This is a genomic window from Aquibium carbonis (assembly GCF_003970795.1).
GTDB classification, from domain to species: Bacteria; Pseudomonadota; Alphaproteobacteria; order Rhizobiales; family Rhizobiaceae; genus Aquibium; species Aquibium carbonis.
This window is the reverse complement of the sequence record NZ_RWKW01000059.1, coordinates 1-15,359: the sequence shown is the minus strand read 5'-3', so window position 1 is coordinate 15,359 and position 15,359 is coordinate 1. Positions and strand designations below refer to the sequence as shown.

Genomic DNA, 15,359 nt, shown 5'->3' with positions numbered 1-15,359 from the left:
AAGTCAAATGCGACGCAACGAGAAAACCGAGATGACCCCCGTGAAAGCTGCCCTCCTGTCTTTCTTCATGTTGTCCGGCATCGGCATGTGGGCCGCTGGCATCTACACGGCCGATGCGGCGGCCGGCCACCACGTGGTCGATGGCTACGGCGTCGGCGCCGTCAAGCGCTGATCGGGCCGAGAGCCGATCGGTCGCTTCAAAAACCGAATCACGTCCGAGACTTGCGCGGCCTTTCTCCTGTTGAGGAGAAAGGCCGTCCTTGTTCAGTCCGGTCGGATGGCGGCCGAACCGGCGGTCGCCTGGAGAAAGCGCTTCTCCGTTCCCTCGATCACCAGCGCGGTCAGCCTGCCGCTTTCCCAGGCGCCTGTGTCGAGGTTGACGCGGTTGCCGAAGATGCCCGGTTCGTGCGTCGGCGTGTGGCCGTGGACGACCACCTTCGGATGGAGGTGCGGCCAGCGATGGAACTCCTGGCGAATCCAGACGAGATCGTCGGGCGCCTGTTGGGCAAGCGGAACGCCGGGCCTGATGCCGGCATGGCAGAAGAAGAAATCCCCGAACGCGAGTGAAAAGGGCAGGCTGGCGAGAAAGTCGCGGTGCCGTGCCGGCACGGCCGCCTCGAGTTCTGTCCAGCCGTCGGTGAGCGCGACCGGATCGTGGACGTTCAGGCCCACGCCGTAGGACCGCGCCGTGTCGACGCCGCCATGCGTGGCGAAGAGCCCGTCCTGCTGGGGCACGGCGAGGAAGTCCAGGAAGCCGAGATCATGGTTGCCGACGAGCGCAAGGACGCGCGGATCGTCGGCGGTCCGGTGCGCCAGCCTCTCCACCACGCCGGCCGAATCGGGGCCGCGGTCGACATAGTCGCCAAGATGGATGATCCGCCAGTCGGCCGGCCGGTCGCGTTCGATCTCGGCGGCGATCAGCTCGTGCATGCGGTCCAGCAGGTCGCGCCGGCCATGCACGTCGCCGATGGCGTAGATGCGCATGCCCTTTGGCGCCGCCGCGTCGCGGTAGTGGACGCTCATCCCACGACGATGACATGCACGGCGCGCGGTCCATGCGCGCCGAGGATGATCTTCTGCTCGATGTCGCCGGATCGCGAGGGACCGGTGATCAGGTTCAGCGTGCGCGGCATCTTGCCCTTGCCGAACGCGTTGCGGACCTTGGCCATGACCGTTTCCAGGTCGCCGGCGATGTCCCTGGCGTCCACCACGACGAGGTGATGCTCGGGCAGGAAATTGATCGTGGTGGGATTGTCCGGGCCGGAGGACAGGACCAGCGTGCCGGTTTCGGCGACTCCGGCCATGGCGTGCGAGAGCCCGGCTTCGTCCCGCCCGTCGGAAGCGCCGCGGCGAACCTCCAGCGTCTTGATGTCGTCCCACGGCAACGTCTTCAGGCGTCTGTCCTCGCCGACACGGATCGCGTGCGGAAGGTTGCGGGCGCGCAGATAGTCGCTGACGGCCTGCGGCACATGGTCGTGCGAACGGACGCGGGCGACCGAGCAGGTGACCTTTTCGACCATGGCGCAGAACAGGTCGACGCGCGAAACGTCGTCGAGCTGCCCGCGTGCCGGGATCACGCCTTTCGGCACCGTCGACAGGCGGGCCTCGACGGCGGCGCGGCGGGCGGCATCGTCGGCGCCCGACAGGCCCCCTCGGATCTTGCCCAGGATGGCGTCGCGCGGGGTCATGCCGCGCCTCCCTGCTTCAGCGCCTCGCGCTGGCTCCATTGCTGGCGGAAGGTGCGGGTCTCGGGAGCGGGCAACTCGCGGTGCTTCGTCCAGCCGCCCGCGAAAGGCAGCCAGGAGAAGCGGCCCTTCGCCTTGCCGGCGGTGCCCAGCACCGGGATCGCGATCGAGGTGGCAAGGCGGTAGAGCCAGGGACGGCGGGCGAAGAAGGCCCATGCCTTCAGGCCATAGCGCTGCGTTGCCGGGTTCAGGCCGCGCTCGAATTCCTTCTCGCGCCAGTGCCGCATCATTTTCGGCAGGGGGATCTTCATCGGGCAGACGCTTTCGCAGCGGCCGCAGAAGGTCGAGGCGTTGGGCAGGTGGCCGCCCTTGTCGACGCCGATCAGGGCTGGCGTCAGCACCGCGCCCATCGGGCCGGGATAGACCCAGCCATAGGCATGCCCGCCGATCGAGTGATAGACCGGACAGTGGTTCATGCAGGCGCCGCAGCGGATGCAGCGCAGCATGTCCTGGAACTCGGTGCCGAGCATGGCCGAGCGGCCGTTGTCGAGCAGGATGACGTGATACTCGTCCGGCCCGTCGGGATCGTCCGGCCGGCGCGGCCCGGTGGACAGCGTCGTATAGACGCTCATGTCCTGGCCGGTGGCGGAGCGGGCCAGCACCCGCAGGATCTGCGCTGCGTCATCCAGCGTCGGCACGATCTTCTCGATCGAGGCGATGACGATGTGGATGCGCGGCAGGATCTGGGTCAGGTCGCCGTTGCCCTCGTTGGTGACGATGATCGAGGAGCCCGTTTCGGCGACGAGGAAATTGGCGCCGGTGATGCCGATGTCGGCCTCGAAATACTTGGCGCGCAGCACCTGGCGGGCCTCGTCGAGCAGGGTTTCCGGCGCGGTCAGGTCGCGGTCGGGTGCGAGGTGGGTGTGCACGCGGCGGAAATCGGCCTCCACCTGGTCCTGGTTGACGTGGACGGCGGGCGCGATGATGTGGCTCGGGTGCTCGCCGCGCAGCTGGATGATGTATTCGCCGAGATCGGTCTCGACCGGCACGATGCCGGCGGCATCGAGGAAATCGTTGAGCTCGATCTCCTCGGTGATCATCGACTTGCCCTTGGTGACCGTGCGGGCTCCCCGGGTGCGGCAGATGTCGAGCACGATGCTGCGGGCGTCGGCTGCCGTCTCGGCCCAGTGCACCTGGCCACCGGAGGCGGTGACCTTCTGCTCGTAGGCCTCGAGATACAGGTCGAGGTTCTCCAGCGCGTGATTCTTGATGTCGCGCGCGTTGTCTCTCAGCGCCTCGAATTCCGGCAGGGCGTCGACCGCCTTCTGCCGCTTGTCGATGAAGCCGGCGCGCACGTTGCCCAGCGCCTTCTGCAACTGGACGTCGTCGAGCGCGTGGCGGGCGTTCTGCTTGAAGTCGGGCGAGGTGATCTGCATGGTCAGTCTCTCCCGCCGATCGGCGCGGCGTCGGTCAGGCCGGCCAGCACCTCGGCGACATGGCGCGCCTCCACGGGCGAGCCCTGGCGCTTCAGCTTGCCGGCCATGTTCATCAGGCAGCCCAGGTCGCCCGCAAGCAGGAGTTCGGCGCCGCTGTCGGAAATCGCCTTCGTCTTGGTCTCCACGATGGCATTGGAGACGTCCGGATACTTGACGCAGAAGGTGCCGCCGAAGCCGCAGCAGACGTCGGGGTCGCGCATCTCGCGCAGTTCGATGCCATCCATGGACGCGAGCAGGGCGCGAGGCTGCGCCTTGATGCCGAGTTCGCGCAGGCCCGAGCAGGAATCATGGTAGGTGACCGAGCCGGCGCCTGCGGCCGTCACGCGGTCCATGCCGCGCACGTCGGCCAGGAACGAGACGAGTTCGTGCACCTTCCCTGCGAAGACCTTCGCGCGTTCCTCCCAGCGGGCATCGCCCTTGAACAGCGCCGGATAGTGCTTCTTCAGCATGCCGGCGCAGGAGCCTGACGGCGCGACGACGTAGTCGAAATTCTCGAAGGCGCGGATGGTGTTCTGGGCGATCATGCGCGCGTCGTGGCGGTCGCCGGAATTGTAGGCCGGCTGGCCGCAGCAGGTCTGCGCCATCGGCACGTCGACCTCGCACCCGGCTTCCTCGATCAGCTTCACCGCGGCGAAGCCCACCACGGGCCGGAACAGGTCGACGAGGCAGGTCACGAACAGGCCCACCTTCGGTTTGTCACTCGCCACGGTCAATGCGTGCTCCCTGCGCTCTTCTTGGTTTCGATACCCGTCCGCTGCATGAGGCGCAGCCGCGAAATCTTCTGCCAGGCCTCGCTGCGCTCGGCCTCTTCCTTGGCCCGCTCCACGTAGTCGATGTGCGCCCGCACGGCGGTGCGCGCACCCGCCGGATCGCCGGTCAGGACGGCTTCGGCGATCGCCTGGTGCTGGGCCAGCAGATCGTCGCGCGCACCCGGCAGTCCGTAGATCAGCGTGCGGTTGACGAAAACGTCGTCGGCGAGCAGACGGTAGCAGGACCGCAACGTGTGCAGCAGGATGACGTTGTGGGCGCATTCGCCGATCGCCGAGTGCAGTTCGACGTCGAGCGCGACCTCTTCCTCGAAGTCGCGGTCGGCATGCGCCTCCTTCATGCGCACGACGATGCCGGCGATCATGGTGCGGTCGTCGTCGGTCGCGCGGCGGGCGGCGTAGTCGGCTGCGACGCTCTCGAGCTCGCGGCGGTATTCGAGGAAATCGCGAGCGGCCTTCTTGTGGGTGGCGACGAGGTCGCGCACCGGCTTTGTGAAGACCTCGCCGATGATGTCGGCGACATGGGTACCGCCGCCATGGCGCGAAACCAGCAGGCCCTTCGCCTCGAGCGCCTTGAGCGCATCGCGCAGGATCGGGCGCGAGACGTCGAACCGGCGCGACAGGTCACGCTCGCCGGGCAGCCGGTCGCCGGCCCGGAAGACCCCTTCGAGGATCAGTCCCTCGATCTGGTGAACCACCTCGTCGGACGTGCGGGCGTGTTCGATGCGGGTGAAGATCTCGTCCAAGGGCGCCTCCGGTCGCGCTGGTGCACGACAGGGTCGAGCCTATTACTGGTCAAGATTCTTGTCCAGTTCGCGCGCGGACGAAAGGTCTGCTTGCCGCATGGACGCGGCCACGCGTTGCGCTATTCTGCCTCGTCCGCCGGGAGGACGGGGGGAGGGCGCGATGGCAGACGATAGCAGGGCGACACCGCAGGAAATTCCCCTCACCGGGTCGGTGATGGGTTTTCGGGCACACGAGGCGCGGGCGAACGCCGTCGGCGAGGTTCACGCCCGTCCGCATCCGCTGATCGAGACGCCGCGCAACCTGATCCAGCTCGCCTTCATGACCGAGGGAGGCTCGACGGTCGACCATGCGGTGCTGGCGGAACTGTCGCGCCGGCTCGGTGTCGCGCCGCCCGACCGCCAGGCTCGCCACCACGCGATGAAATGGGGCCGCGGCACGCTGCGCTGGGAACGGCACACCGAATTCTCGACCTATCTGTGGGAGGGGCCGCCATCGGCGCCCGGAGAGGACGACGAGACTCCGTTCGGCGCGGGATTCTCGGCGCCCGGGCTCGTCATCTCCGGCGTGAGGCTCGAAATCCGGCCCTGGACCGAGGCGAACGAGGCGCGGATATCGGGCTTTGATCCAGCCAGCCTCTGTCATTCGATCGTGGAGAACGGCATGGCCGCGGCAATCACCGATTTTCGCCAGGATGGCGAGGGGGTGACGCGGATCCTCCTGCTCGACAAGGGGCTCGCGCCGGCGCGGATCGGCGCCTTGGCGCAGCGGCTGATCGAGATCGAGACCTATCGAACGCTGGCCATGCTCGGCCTGCCGCTGGCGCAGTCGCTGTCGCCGCGCATGCGCAGGATCGAGGATCGGCTGGCGTCCATCACCGGCCAGATGCGCAACGCCGCCGGCCGGCACAACCAGGACATGCTCGCCGAACTCACCGAACTCGCAGCCGAACTCGAAGCGGACGCGGCCTCCAGCCTCTATCGGTTCGGCGCCAGCCGGGCCTATCACGGGATCGTGGAGGAGCGGCTTGCGGCGCTGGGCGAGGAGCCGGCGCCCGGCGGCGAGAGCTGGTCGGCCTTCCTGCAACGCCGCGTCGCGCCGGCGATGCGCACCTGCCGGTCGATCGAGGAGCGGCAGGCGAACCTGTCGCGAAAGCTGGCGCGCGCCGCGACCCTGCTCAGAACATGGGTCGACGTCGAGGTGGAACAGGGCAATCGCGAACTGCTCGCCTCGATGAACCGCCGTGCCAAGCTGCAACTGCGGCTGCAGCAGACGGTCGAAGGGCTTTCGGTCGCGGCGGTGTCCTACTACGTCGTCGGGCTGGTCGGCTATCTCGCCAAGGGCTCGTCGCTGTTCGGCGATCTGGTCAAGCCGGAGGTCCTCACCGCCGCGCTGGTCGTGCCGGTCGTCCTGGGGGTCTGGTGGATGGTCCGTCGCATCCGCAGCAGGCACGGCGGGGACAGCGACTGATCGCGCGGGCGCCCTCGCGCCCGCCGATCGATCGGTCCGACGGCCGAGCCTACTTCGCCGAGCCGTCCTCGTTGAACTGGTTGAGGTAGGCGATCACGTCGGCGCGCTCCTCCGCCTTCTTGAGACCGGCAAAGGCCATCTTGTTCTTAGGGATGAAGCTCTTCGGATCGGCGAGATAGGCGTCGATGGTCTCGGCGTCCCAGGCCTTGTCGCCGGCGCCGAACTCGACCATGGCCGGGGAGTACTTGAAGCCCTCGATGCTTGCCACCTTGCGGCCGACGATGCCGTTCAGCTCCGGCCCGACCTTGTTCTTCGCATTCACCCCGACCGCGTGGCAGGCGGTGCACTTCTTGAACGCCTTCTCTCCGGCGGCCGGGTCGCCCTCGGCAAGTGCGGAGGCGGTCAAGGCAAGCAACGCCGTGGCGGCGAGGACCGAAAGCTTCGTCATGTTTCTCTCCCTGTCGAGGTGGATATGTGAGACGTGGCGCCTGAATTGCTCCGAACGGGTGGTCGCGGCAAGTGTGTGTGCGCGCAAAGGAGCGCGCGGGTCGGGTTTTGGGCACTATGTCGCAGGATCGGCCTGCCCCCGCGGCGCGGCCATGCTCCCGGACAGCGACGTCCGTCCATCTGCGGATCGGCCCCGCATCGCCCTTTGCGAACCGGGCCAAGACTGGTAAAGAGTTTTGACCACTTTGGCATGGGAGGCGCATCATGACTGGACTGGCGATGCCCAAGCCGGACGCCGCAACGCTGTCGCGGCGCGCCGAGATCGTCGCCGACATGAAGATCATCGTGCCGGGCGAGGGCGTGGTCGATGCCGTCAACGGCATGCGCGCTTTCGAGAGCGACGGGTTGACCGCCTATCGGCAACTGCCGCTGGTGGTGGTGCTGCCGGAAACGACCGCGCAGGTGGCGCGCATCCTCAAATATTGCAACGACCGCAACATCCGCGTCGTGCCGCGCGGCTCGGGCACCTCGCTGTCGGGCGGTGCGCTGCCGCTGGAAGACGCGGTGCTGCTGGTCATGAGCCGCTTCAACCGCATTCTCGACATCGACTATGCCAACCGCACCGTGACGGCGCAGCCGGGCGTCACCAATCTCGGCATCACCCATGCGGTGGAACAGGAGGGCTTCTACTACGCGCCCGATCCGTCCTCGCAGATCGCCTGCTCGATCGGTGGCAACGTTGCCGAGAATTCCGGCGGTGTGCACTGCCTGAAATACGGGTTGACCGCCAACAACGTGCTTGGCATCGAGATGGTGCTGATGGATGGTCAGGTGCTGCGGCTCGGCGGCAAGCATCTCGACGCCGAAGGCTACGACCTGCTCGGCGTCATGACCGGTTCGGAAGGACTGCTCGGCGTCGTGACGGAGGTCACCGTGCGGATCCTGAAGCGGCCGGAAGCGGCGCGCGCGCTCCTGATCGGTTTTCCCTCCAGCGAGGAGGCCGGACAGTGCGTGGCCGACATCATCGGCGCCGGCATCATTCCCGGCGGCATGGAGATGATGGACGGCCCGGCGATCCGGGCGGCCGAGGATTTCGTCCATGCCGGCTATCCGCTCGACGTCGAGGCCCTGCTGATCGTGGAACTCGACGGTCCCGGACCGGAAATCGACCATCTGATCGGACAGGTCGAAGCGATCGCGGCAAGGAACGGTTCGACCGCCTGCCGCATCTCGACGTCAGAGGAGGAGCGGCTGGTCTTCTGGGCGGGGCGCAAGGCGGCGTTTCCAGCCGTGGGCCGCATCTCGCCGGACTATTACTGCATGGACGGCACGATCCCGCGCAAGGAACTGCCCAAGGTGCTGGCGGGCATGCGCGCGATGTCGGCACGCTACGGTCTCGGCGTCGCCAACGTCTTCCATGCCGGCGACGGTAATCTGCACCCGCTGATCCTCTACGATGCCAACGAGCCGGGCGAACTGGAGAAGGCCGAGGCCTTCGGCTCCGACATCCTGCGCCTCTGCGTGGAGGTCGGCGGCGTGCTGACGGGCGAGCATGGCGTGGGCGTTGAAAAGCGCGACCTGATGGGCACGATGTTCACCGACGACGACCTCGATCACCAGATGCGGGTCAAGTGCGCCTTCGACCCCAATCACCTGCTCAATCCCGGCAAGGTGTTCCCGCAGCTTCGGCGTTGCGCGGAAATGGGACGGATGCACGTGCACAGGGGGCAGATGCCGTTCCCCGACATTCCGAGGTTCTGACTTTGGCCGATCGCCGGATTTCCGCTATGATGGCGACAGGAAGGAGGGCGTCTCCATGAACACGCATGTCGCGCCGCCGCCGGGCAAGCTGACCGCCGAAGAGTTCCTCGATTTCATCGAGGGCCGCCCGCGCGAGGAACGCTGGCAACTGATCGACGGGGAGGCTTTCGTGATGATGTCGCCTGCAACACATCCGCACCAGATGATCAGCCGCAATCTTGCCCGCCTGCTGGACAACGCGCTGGAACAGCACCGGCCTGAGCTAGCTGCTCTCCACGAATTCGGAATCAGGTCTGACGAGCATCCGGATTTCCTTGCGGTCGCCGATGTCGCCGTGGTCGTCGGGCAGGTTGAAAATGAGGTGTACGGCTCGCGTTTCTTTCTCGCCGCCGAGATACTGTCGGATTCCAACACACGAGAAGCGATCAGCCACAAGCGCATTGTTTACGCGGCCTCGCCTGATTGCCTGCACGTCCTCATTGTCTCGCAGAAGGACTTCGCCGTCGAAGTCTGGTCGCGCTCGAACGACTGGCAAGGTCGCGTGTTTCGCTCGCCGGACGATCTGATCGAGCTTTCCGAGTTCGGGTTCTCGTGCCGCGTGGCGGATCTCTATCGCGGGACGCCGGTGAAGTGAGCCATTCTTGACAACCTTCACCCCCACCACATCCGCCGAAATGCTCGAAGCCGTCCGCTGGGCGGCAGGCGAGGGCGAGCCGATCGAGGTCGTCGGTCACGGTTCCAAGCGCGGCATCGGGCGCCCGGTGCAGACCGAACACGTGATCGATTGCTCGGGGCTTGCCGGCGTCACGCTCTACGAGCCCGAGGAACTGGTGCTATCGGCCCGCGCCGGCACACCGGTGGCCGAGATCGAAAGGCTGCTGGCCGAGAAGAACCAGGAGTTCGCCTTCGAACCGATGGACTACGGCCCCTTGCTCGGCGGCGAGCCCGGGCGGGGCACGATCGGCGGGCTGCTGGCGGCCAATCTCGCGGGACCGCGCCGCCTGAAGGCAGGAGCCGCGCGCGACCACATTCTGGGCATCCAGGCCGTCTCGGGGCGCGGCGAGGCCTTCAAGTCGGGTGGACGGGTGGTCAAGAACGTGACCGGCTACGACCTGTCGAAGGTCATGGCCGGGTCATGGGGAACGCTCGCCGTGCTCACCGACGTCACCTTCAAGGTGCTGCCGCGATCCGAGACCGAGACCACGATGGCCCTTCGCGGGCTGACGGAGGAGCAGGCCATCGCGGCGATGGCGGCGGCCATGGGTTCGAGTGCCGAAGTTTCCGCTGCCGCGCACCTGCCGGAGACGGTGACGGGAAAGGTGCTCGACGGTGCGCTGTCGGGTCGGGCGTCGACGCTGCTCAGGCTGGAGGGTTTCGGGCCGTCCGTCACCTACCGGACGGAGATGCTGAAGACCCTCTTTTCGATGCTGGAGATCGACACGATCGACGAGGCCGCTTCGCGATCGCTCTGGCGGCAGGTCCGCGACGTGGTGCCCTTCGCCGACGGGACCGGCAAGCCGGTCTGGCGCGTGTCGATGGCGCCTTCCGAAGGACACAGGATGGTGATGGCACTGCGGATGCAAGCGGCGGTCGATGCCTATTACGACTGGCAAGGCGGGCTGATCTGGCTTCGGATGGAGAGCGACAGCGAGGCCGACACGCTGCGCGCCCTCGTCCGGCGCCATGGTGGCGGCCATGCGACGCTGGTTCGCGCAAGTCTCGCCGAGCGTGCGGCGGTGCCGGTTTTCGAGCCGCAGCCGGCGGCGCTGGCGGCTCTTTCGGCAAGGCTCAAGACGGAGTTCGATCCGAAGGCTATACTCAATCCCGGCCGCATGGTCGCCTCGCATGGCGGGGGCGTCGCGGCCAGCCACGCGACAGGAGGGTGACATGAGCGATGTAAACACGGGCGGCGGCCGCCAGACGGACAAGTGGCTGGAGCCGGGCAAGACCAACATCCAGGTCATCTACGTGCTCTACCTGGCGGGCTTTGCCTTCGCCTTCACGCCCCTGATCGGCATCGTCATGGCCCACATCAATGCGGGCAAGGCCACGGGATGGGTTGCCACGCACTACACCTGGGTCATCCGCACCTTCTGGATCGGGCTGCTCTATTCGGTCATCTCCTTGGTGCTGGCGCTGTTGCTCGTCGGGTTCCTGCTGATGCTCGCAACCGCCATCTGGTTCGTGGTTCGCTGCGTGATCGGGCTGATGGCGGCCTCGCGCGAGGAGCCGATCAGGAACCCGGACAGCTGGCTGATCTAGCGCGGTGGGCCACAGGAGGATGCAATGCAGTTTTCAGATGTGCTGAGTTCCGATCCGGAAGTGGTCTCAGGAGCGGTGGTCTTCAAGGGAACGCGAGTGCCCGTCGAGGCACTCTTCGAGAATCTGCGCAGTGGAATGTCACTTGAAGAGTTCTTCGAAAATTATCCCACCGTCGAGCGCGCGCAGGTCGACGCAGTTCTGGCGCTGGCTTCCCAAGACATCGAGCAAAAGATCTCGAGAGCGGCTTGAGAACGATCGTTGATGAAGGCGTTCCACGCAGGATCGTCTTTCCGCTCCGCGAAATCGGTTGCTCCGTCGATTCGTTTCCAAATGCGTGGAAGGGATACAAGAACGGTAAACTGTTGAAGATCGTCGTCGAGGGAGGTTACGGGTGCATGCTGACCTGCGACAAGAATCTGGCTCATCAGCAGAATTTGAAAGCTGCCGGATTGGCCCTCGTGGTTCTGCCCACTCACGACCTCGCCGAACTGATCGGTATGGTCGATAGAATCGCGCAAGCGATCAGCCGCGCAAGCGTCGGCTTAGCCTTGATCGTGCCGCCATCCTCGAAATGAGCCCACTCCTGCCATGCAAACTAGCTTCTCCCCTTCCCAACTCGCCGATCCGCGTGTCGCGGAGGCCGAGTCCATCCTGCGCAAATGCGTCCATTGCGGCTTCTGCACCGCAACCTGCCCGACCTACGTGACGCTCGGCAACGAACTCGACAGCCCGCGCGGGCGCATCTACCTGATCAAGGACATGCTGGAGAACGGCCGGGCAGCCGACAAGGAGATCGTCACCCATATCGACCGATGCCTGTCGTGCCTCGCCTGCATGACGACCTGCCCGTCGGGCGTGAACTACATGCACCTCGTCGACCACGCCCGGGCGCATATCCAGAAGACTTACCGCCGCCCGCTGATGGACCGCGTCACGCGCGGCGTGCTCGCCGCCGTGCTGCCGCATCCGGCGCGGTTCCGCGCCGCGCTGTCGATCGCCAGGCTGGGAAAACCCCTCGCGGGGCTGTTCCGCGCGCTCGGGATGAAACCCTTCGCCGCGATGCTGGCGCTCGCGCCGGACGGCGTTCCCGCACGGCCAGCCTCGGCCGAACCCGGCACCCATGCGGCATCCGGCGCGCGGCGCGGGCGCGTGGCGCTTTTGTCGGGCTGCGCGCAGCCGGTTCTGAAGCCAGGCATCAACGAGGCGACGATCCGGCTGCTGACGCGGCTCGGCGTCGAGGTGGTGCTGCCCAGGGGGGAGGGCTGCTGCGGCGCGCTCGTCCACCACATGGGCCGCGAGGACGACGCACTGGCGTCGGCGCGGCGAAACGTCGACGCCTGGACGGCGGAGATCGACGGGGGCGGTCTCGACGCCATCGTCATCACCGCGTCGGGCTGCGGCACCACCATCAAGGACTATGGCTTCATGCTCCGGCTCGACCCGGCCTATGCGGCCAAGGCGGCAAGGGTGTCCGCGCTGGCCAGGGACGTCACCGAATATCTCTCGACGCTGGACCTGCCGGCGCCGTCAAGCCCGCCGGGCCTGACGCTCGCCTATCACTCGGCCTGTTCCATGCAGCATGGCCAGAAGATCACCCGCCAGCCCAGGCAGCTGCTCGCCAGGGCCGGTTTCGTGGTGAAGGACCCTCGCGAGGGGCATCTGTGCTGCGGGTCGGCAGGCACCTACAACATCCTGCAACCCGAGATCGCGGCCACGCTTCGCGACCGAAAGGTGAGGAACCTGGAAGCGACAGGCGCGACGCTGGTGGCGACCGGCAACATCGGCTGCATCACGCAGATCGCCTCGGCGGCGAAGATGCCGGTGCTGCATACGGTCGAACTGCTCGACTGGGCCTATGGCGGTCCGAAGCCCGAGGGGGTCCCCGATCAGGCCGCCGGGCTCGTTGCCGCCGAGTAGTGGCGCTCGGCGGTGCGTCGGCGCCAGAAGGTGAAGGGGATGACGAGAAGATACATGGTCACCCCGTAGACGCCCGACGGAACCGCATAGGCCGGAACGCCCGCGTCGGGCCCCGCGATCAGCGTGCCGATGGCGATGCCGAGCGCGGCGTTCTGGATGCCGGTGTCGATCGAGATCGCGGTGGCTTGCGGGGTGCTGAGCGCGGCGAGACGGGCCAGTCCGAGACCCGCCGCCACCAGCGTGCAGCCGAGCAGGATGACGCTCGGGCCGAGCGTCGGCAATGACTGCATGAACAGCGACCAGTTGGTGGTCAGCGCTCCGGCGACGAGGATCACGAGAAGGATCGAGGAGAGCTTGCGCATCGGGCCGTCCAGCACGCCCGAGAGGCCCGGCGCGAAGCGTCGCACCGTCATTCCGGCCGCCACGGGCATCGTGGTGAGGAACAGCATCGACAGGCCGAGCGAACCGAGGCTGATCGGCGGGGCTTCGGCGCCCAGGAAATGACCGACGAAGTAGGTGACCAGCAGCGGCATGGTGAAAAGAGCGGCGATGCTCGACACGCCGTTGATGGAGATCGACAACGCCACGTCGCCATGGGCAAAGCGCGTCATCAGGTTCGAGGTCGGTCCGCCAGGGCACAGGGACAGGATCATCAGGCCAAGCGCCATCTCGGGCGACAGCGAGAACAGCCGCCCGATCAGGAAGGCGATCGCCGGCAGGAGCGCGAACTGCGCCAGAACCCCGATGGCGAAGGCCTTGGGATGGCGGGCCACGTGGCCGAAATCCCGCGTCGTCAGGCCAAGACCGAGCGAGAACATCATCACCGACAGCGCTGCCGGCATCAGGACCGTGACGAGCAGGTTCATGGCGCGTTCGACTTTCCGGTTTCCGGCGCCCGGAGCGAGCAGCCGGCCTTCCACATGCGATTTCTGCCCGATGCGCCGCCGCGAGGACGCGGCGGCGGCGACCGGTCAGGCCGTCAGATGACGATCACGCGCGTGCCGACGCCGACGCGCTCGTAGAGGTCCATCACGTCCTCGTTGCGCATGCGGATGCAGCCCGACGAGACGGCCTGGCCGATCGTCCAGGGCTGGTTGGTCCCGTGGATCCGGTAAAGCGTCGAACCCAGGTAGAGCGCACGCGCGCCGAGCGGGTTTTCCGGGCCGCCGGCCATGTGGACAGGCAGGTGGCGGCCCTTGGCCTTCTCGCGGGCGATCATCTCGGCCGGCGGACGCCAGTCGGGCCATTCGCGCTTCTGCGTCACCTTGTGCGTGCCGGACCATTCGAAGCCGGGCTTGCCGGTGCCGACGCCATAGCGGCGGGCCTGGCCGCCGGCCTCGACGAGGTAGAGAAAGTTCTTGGTCGTGTCGATCACGATGGTGCCGGGCTTCTCCGGTCCGTCATAGGCCACGGTCTGCGGCAGGTAGATCGGATTGATCTGCGGCTGCACCGGGCGCTGGATCGCGGCGGTGCGGATCTGGCGGTCGGGTGCCGGCTGCGTCGCCTGGCGTCCGCGCGGCTGACCCATCACGCGAAGCGCGTTGTGGTCGACCACGGTGTTGTCGCGCCCGGGCTGGTAGGCCGGGCGCTGCGCGACCCGCGGCTGTCGGGCGAGCTGGCGGCCGGGCGCCTGTCCCAGCTGCAGCACCCAGGGTGCCGTCAGGTCGGGGCTGACGACCAGCGGCGGGCGCTGGGCATAGCGATCCTGCGCATGGACCGGTGAGGCGGCGAGGGCGGCAATCAGCGCCGCGCCCGCCAGGGCGAAAGACTTGTTCATCGGACGTACACTCCACACATCGCCTGATGCCGGCCGCAAGGGAGGATGCGCCCGGTTCGGACATGATTGTGGTTAACCGGGGAGTCTGAATGGTGAATCGAATTGTCCGGAAGCCGCGATTGTCAGGAAAGATTCCGCTGTGGTTACCGGGTGGTTCAGGAATCTGGTAAAGACCGGCTTAAAGTGGCCTCCAACGGGTCGACCCCACGGATCTTGACGGCATGAGCGAAGAAAAGACGGGCTTGTCGGTGGGCGACGACGGCGCGGCGCGCTGCTTCTGGGCTGGTGACGATCCGGTCTACCGGCATTATCACGACCATGAATGGGGCCGACCGGTGGCCGAGGACCGCCGCCTCTTCGAAAAGATCTGCCTGGAGGGATTCCAGTCCGGCCTGTCCTGGCTGACCATCCTGCGGAAGCGCGAGAATTTTCGCGAGGCCTTCGCCGGTTTCGACTTCGACCGCGTGGCGTCGTTCGACGAGCGCGACGTCGAGCGGCTGCTCGGCAATGCCGGCATCGTGCGTCATCGCGGCAAGATCGTCTCGACCATCAACAATGCCAGGCGCGCGCGCGAGATGGCGGACGAATTCGGGTCCCTGGCGGCGTGGTTCTGGCGCTTCGAGCCGCAGCCGCACGACCGGCCCGCACGCGTCGACTACCAGACGCTGGTCGCCAATCCGAAGACGGAGGTTTCCACGCGCATCTCGAAGGAGCTGAAAAAGCGCGGCTGGAGCTTCGTGGGGCCGACGACGATCTATGCCTTCATGCAGGCGATGGGCCTCGTCAACGACCACATCGAGGGCTGCACCTGCCGCGATGGCGTGGAACTGGAGCGCCGGCGGTTTAGCCGTCCGGGCTGACGTCGACGCAAAGAAAAAGGGCGGACGCCTGCGCGCCCGCCCGTTTCCCGCCCGTCGAGCGGAGATCCGCTCCGTCAGAATTCGTCCCAGGAATCCTCCTGCCGCGCGAGCGCCAGGTTGCCCGCGGTCGCGGGGCGGGCGGCGCGCGCGGGCGCGGCTTGCTGGGCCGGCTG

General features: G+C 66.9%; 18 protein-coding genes. 10 read left to right on the top strand and 8 right to left on the bottom strand.

What is annotated here, in order from left to right; translation table 11 throughout:
• Positions 1–31 precede the first annotated feature (31 nt).
• Positions 32–172, top strand: a complete 141-nt coding sequence (locus EJC49_RS25725; protein ID WP_170314753.1) for a hypothetical protein — start codon at positions 32–34, stop codon at positions 170–172.
• Positions 173–264: 92 nt separating this feature from the next.
• Here EJC49_RS25725 and EJC49_RS16625 read toward each other — a convergent pair whose 3' ends face one another.
• The 5 genes from EJC49_RS16625 to EJC49_RS16605 are packed head-to-tail and all read right to left on the bottom strand — an operon-like array spanning position 265 to position 4,694.
• Complete coding sequence (locus EJC49_RS16625; RefSeq protein ID WP_126701063.1) at positions 265–1,023, bottom strand: metallophosphoesterase; 759 nt, start codon at positions 1,021–1,023, stop codon at positions 265–267.
• Positions 1,020–1,688 carry a LutC/YkgG family protein gene (locus EJC49_RS16620; RefSeq protein ID WP_126701062.1) on the bottom strand — a complete coding sequence of 223 codons (669 nt, stop codon included), beginning with the start codon at positions 1,686–1,688 and terminating at the stop codon, positions 1,020–1,022. The genes EJC49_RS16625 and EJC49_RS16620 overlap by 4 nt, the downstream gene beginning before the upstream one ends.
• Complete coding sequence (locus EJC49_RS16615) at positions 1,685–3,121, bottom strand: LutB/LldF family L-lactate oxidation iron-sulfur protein (protein WP_126701061.1); 1,437 nt, start codon at positions 3,119–3,121, stop codon at positions 1,685–1,687. The genes EJC49_RS16620 and EJC49_RS16615 overlap by 4 nt, the downstream gene beginning before the upstream one ends.
• 2 nt (positions 3,122–3,123) lie before the next feature.
• Positions 3,124–3,888, bottom strand: a complete 765-nt coding sequence (locus EJC49_RS16610) for a (Fe-S)-binding protein (protein WP_126701060.1) — start codon at positions 3,886–3,888, stop codon at positions 3,124–3,126.
• A 2-nt stretch (positions 3,889–3,890) separates the two neighbouring features.
• Entirely contained in the window at positions 3,891–4,694 is an 804-nt protein-coding gene (locus EJC49_RS16605; RefSeq protein WP_126701059.1) for a FadR/GntR family transcriptional regulator, read from the bottom strand.
• A 160-nt stretch (positions 4,695–4,854) separates the two neighbouring features.
• Between EJC49_RS16605 and EJC49_RS16600 the strand changes: the two genes are divergently transcribed.
• Entirely contained in the window at positions 4,855–6,162 is a 1,308-nt protein-coding gene (locus EJC49_RS16600; RefSeq protein ID WP_245453437.1) for a DUF3422 family protein, read from the top strand.
• 49 nt (positions 6,163–6,211) lie between these two features.
• On the opposite strand, the gene EJC49_RS16595 is transcribed toward EJC49_RS16600, so the two are convergent.
• A complete protein-coding gene (locus EJC49_RS16595) occupies positions 6,212–6,610 on the bottom strand; it encodes a c-type cytochrome (RefSeq protein WP_126701058.1) in 399 nt (132 codons plus the stop codon).
• Between the two features lie 263 nt (positions 6,611–6,873).
• On the opposite strand from EJC49_RS16595, the gene EJC49_RS16590 reads away from it, so the two are divergent.
• Genes EJC49_RS16590 through glcF form a run of 7 tightly spaced genes read left to right on the top strand, consistent with a single transcriptional unit; the run spans position 6,874 to position 12,549 of the window.
• Entirely contained in the window at positions 6,874–8,370 is a 1,497-nt protein-coding gene (locus tag EJC49_RS16590) for an FAD-linked oxidase C-terminal domain-containing protein (protein WP_126701057.1), read from the top strand.
• A 55-nt stretch (positions 8,371–8,425) separates the two neighbouring features.
• A complete protein-coding gene (locus EJC49_RS16585; protein ID WP_126701056.1) occupies positions 8,426–9,004 on the top strand; it encodes a Uma2 family endonuclease in 579 nt (192 codons plus the stop codon).
• Positions 9,005–9,011: 7 nt separating this feature from the next.
• Complete coding sequence (gene glcE, locus EJC49_RS16580; protein WP_126701055.1) at positions 9,012–10,256, top strand: glycolate oxidase subunit GlcE; 1,245 nt, start codon at positions 9,012–9,014, stop codon at positions 10,254–10,256.
• Position 10,257: 1 nt separating this feature from the next.
• The gene (locus EJC49_RS16575) at positions 10,258–10,632 is read left to right on the top strand and encodes a DUF4870 family protein (protein ID WP_126701054.1); all 375 of its coding nucleotides are present in this window, start codon (positions 10,258–10,260) and stop codon (positions 10,630–10,632) included.
• Positions 10,633–10,656: 24 nt separating this feature from the next.
• On the top strand, positions 10,657–10,881 hold the full coding sequence (locus EJC49_RS16570) for a DUF433 domain-containing protein (RefSeq protein ID WP_126701053.1): 225 nt from the start codon (positions 10,657–10,659) through the stop codon (positions 10,879–10,881).
• Positions 10,878–11,207 (top strand): hypothetical protein, encoded by a 330-nt coding sequence (locus EJC49_RS16565; RefSeq protein ID WP_126701052.1) that lies wholly within the window; start codon positions 10,878–10,880, stop codon positions 11,205–11,207. The genes EJC49_RS16570 and EJC49_RS16565 overlap by 4 nt, the downstream gene beginning before the upstream one ends.
• Positions 11,208–11,220: 13 nt before the next feature.
• Positions 11,221–12,549: a glycolate oxidase subunit GlcF gene (gene glcF / locus EJC49_RS16560; RefSeq protein ID WP_126701051.1), complete on the top strand. Its 1,329-nt coding sequence runs from the start codon at positions 11,221–11,223 to the stop codon at positions 12,547–12,549.
• Here the strand turns inward: glcF and EJC49_RS16555 are convergent.
• Both EJC49_RS16555 and EJC49_RS16550 read right to left on the bottom strand, forming a co-directional pair.
• On the bottom strand, positions 12,519–13,415 hold the full coding sequence (locus tag EJC49_RS16555; RefSeq protein WP_126701050.1) for a bile acid:sodium symporter family protein: 897 nt from the start codon (positions 13,413–13,415) through the stop codon (positions 12,519–12,521). The two genes, glcF and EJC49_RS16555, sit on opposite strands and share 31 nt — an antisense overlap.
• Before the next feature lie 113 nt (positions 13,416–13,528).
• Positions 13,529–14,326 (bottom strand): L,D-transpeptidase, encoded by a 798-nt coding sequence (locus EJC49_RS16550; RefSeq protein WP_126701049.1) that lies wholly within the window; start codon positions 14,324–14,326, stop codon positions 13,529–13,531.
• 221 nt (positions 14,327–14,547) lie between these two features.
• Here EJC49_RS16550 and EJC49_RS16545 point away from each other — a divergent pair, with 221 nt between their 5' ends.
• Entirely contained in the window at positions 14,548–15,186 is a 639-nt protein-coding gene (locus EJC49_RS16545) for a DNA-3-methyladenine glycosylase I (protein ID WP_126701048.1), read from the top strand.
• The last annotated feature ends 173 nt before the right edge of the window (positions 15,187–15,359 follow it).

Excerpts from the sequence above, each read along its gene's own strand:
- EJC49_RS25725 (WP_170314753.1), top strand. The coding sequence starts at position 32 with ATGACCCCCGTGAAAGCTGCCCTCCTGTCTTTCTTCATGTTGTCCGGC.
- EJC49_RS16625 (WP_126701063.1), bottom strand. The coding sequence starts at position 1,023 with ATGAGCGTCCACTACCGCGACGCGGCGGCGCCAAAGGGCATGCGCATC.
- EJC49_RS16620 (WP_126701062.1), bottom strand. The coding sequence starts at position 1,688 with ATGACCCCGCGCGACGCCATCCTGGGCAAGATCCGAGGGGGCCTGTCG.
- EJC49_RS16615 (WP_126701061.1), bottom strand. The coding sequence starts at position 3,121 with ATGCAGATCACCTCGCCCGACTTCAAGCAGAACGCCCGCCACGCGCTC.
- EJC49_RS16600 (WP_245453437.1), top strand. The coding sequence starts at position 4,855 with ATGGCAGACGATAGCAGGGCGACACCGCAGGAAATTCCCCTCACCGGG.
- EJC49_RS16595 (WP_126701058.1), bottom strand. The coding sequence starts at position 6,610 with ATGACGAAGCTTTCGGTCCTCGCCGCCACGGCGTTGCTTGCCTTGACC.
- EJC49_RS16590 (WP_126701057.1), top strand. The coding sequence starts at position 6,874 with ATGACTGGACTGGCGATGCCCAAGCCGGACGCCGCAACGCTGTCGCGG.
- EJC49_RS16585 (WP_126701056.1), top strand. The coding sequence starts at position 8,426 with ATGAACACGCATGTCGCGCCGCCGCCGGGCAAGCTGACCGCCGAAGAG.
- EJC49_RS16575 (WP_126701054.1), top strand. The coding sequence starts at position 10,258 with ATGAGCGATGTAAACACGGGCGGCGGCCGCCAGACGGACAAGTGGCTG.
- EJC49_RS16570 (WP_126701053.1), top strand. The coding sequence starts at position 10,657 with ATGCAGTTTTCAGATGTGCTGAGTTCCGATCCGGAAGTGGTCTCAGGA.
- glcF (WP_126701051.1), top strand. The coding sequence starts at position 11,221 with ATGCAAACTAGCTTCTCCCCTTCCCAACTCGCCGATCCGCGTGTCGCG.
- EJC49_RS16555 (WP_126701050.1), bottom strand. The coding sequence starts at position 13,415 with ATGAACCTGCTCGTCACGGTCCTGATGCCGGCAGCGCTGTCGGTGATG.
- EJC49_RS16550 (WP_126701049.1), bottom strand. The coding sequence starts at position 14,326 with ATGAACAAGTCTTTCGCCCTGGCGGGCGCGGCGCTGATTGCCGCCCTC.
- EJC49_RS16545 (WP_126701048.1), top strand. The coding sequence starts at position 14,548 with ATGAGCGAAGAAAAGACGGGCTTGTCGGTGGGCGACGACGGCGCGGCG.